Source organism: Pseudomonas sp. NBRC 100443 (assembly GCF_030268185.1).
GTDB classification, from domain to species: Bacteria; Pseudomonadota; Gammaproteobacteria; order Pseudomonadales; family Pseudomonadaceae; genus Pseudomonas; species Pseudomonas citronellolis.
In genome coordinates this window covers 1-311 of the sequence record NZ_BSQE01000088.1, presented here as the reverse complement: position 1 = coordinate 311, position 311 = coordinate 1, and the positions used below count along the sequence as shown (strand labels likewise).

Annotated in this window: 1 protein-coding gene; it reads left to right on the top strand. The window is 68.2% G+C overall.

The genetic code is table 11. From position 1 onward, the window contains the following. Positions 1–278 (top strand): terminase gpA endonuclease subunit (locus QSJ95_RS32655; RefSeq protein WP_285647904.1); only part of this gene is annotated, 278 nt, incomplete at its 5' end. Between the last annotated feature and the right edge of the window lie 33 nt (positions 279–311).

Below are 311 nucleotides of genomic sequence, written 5' to 3'. Positions count from 1 at the left end.
AGATCACCGCCGAGAAGAAGAAGCCGGTGATGGCGAAGGGCGTCCGCGTCCTGCGCTGGGACTCCGGCGGGCGCCGAAACGAGGCGCTGGACTGCTTCGTGTACGCCCTGGCCGCGCTGCGCATCAGCCAGCAGCGCTTCGGCCTCGACCTCGACCAGCTGGAGCGCGCGCGCGTTGAGCCCGTGCCGGAGCCGGTCGCCCAGCAGCAACCCTCGAACGATAACCACGCCAGTACCTCCGGGGGCTGGCTCAACACTGGAAGCGGACCATGGCTCTGACAGCGCAGCAGATGCTCGACAAGTACCTGGAGG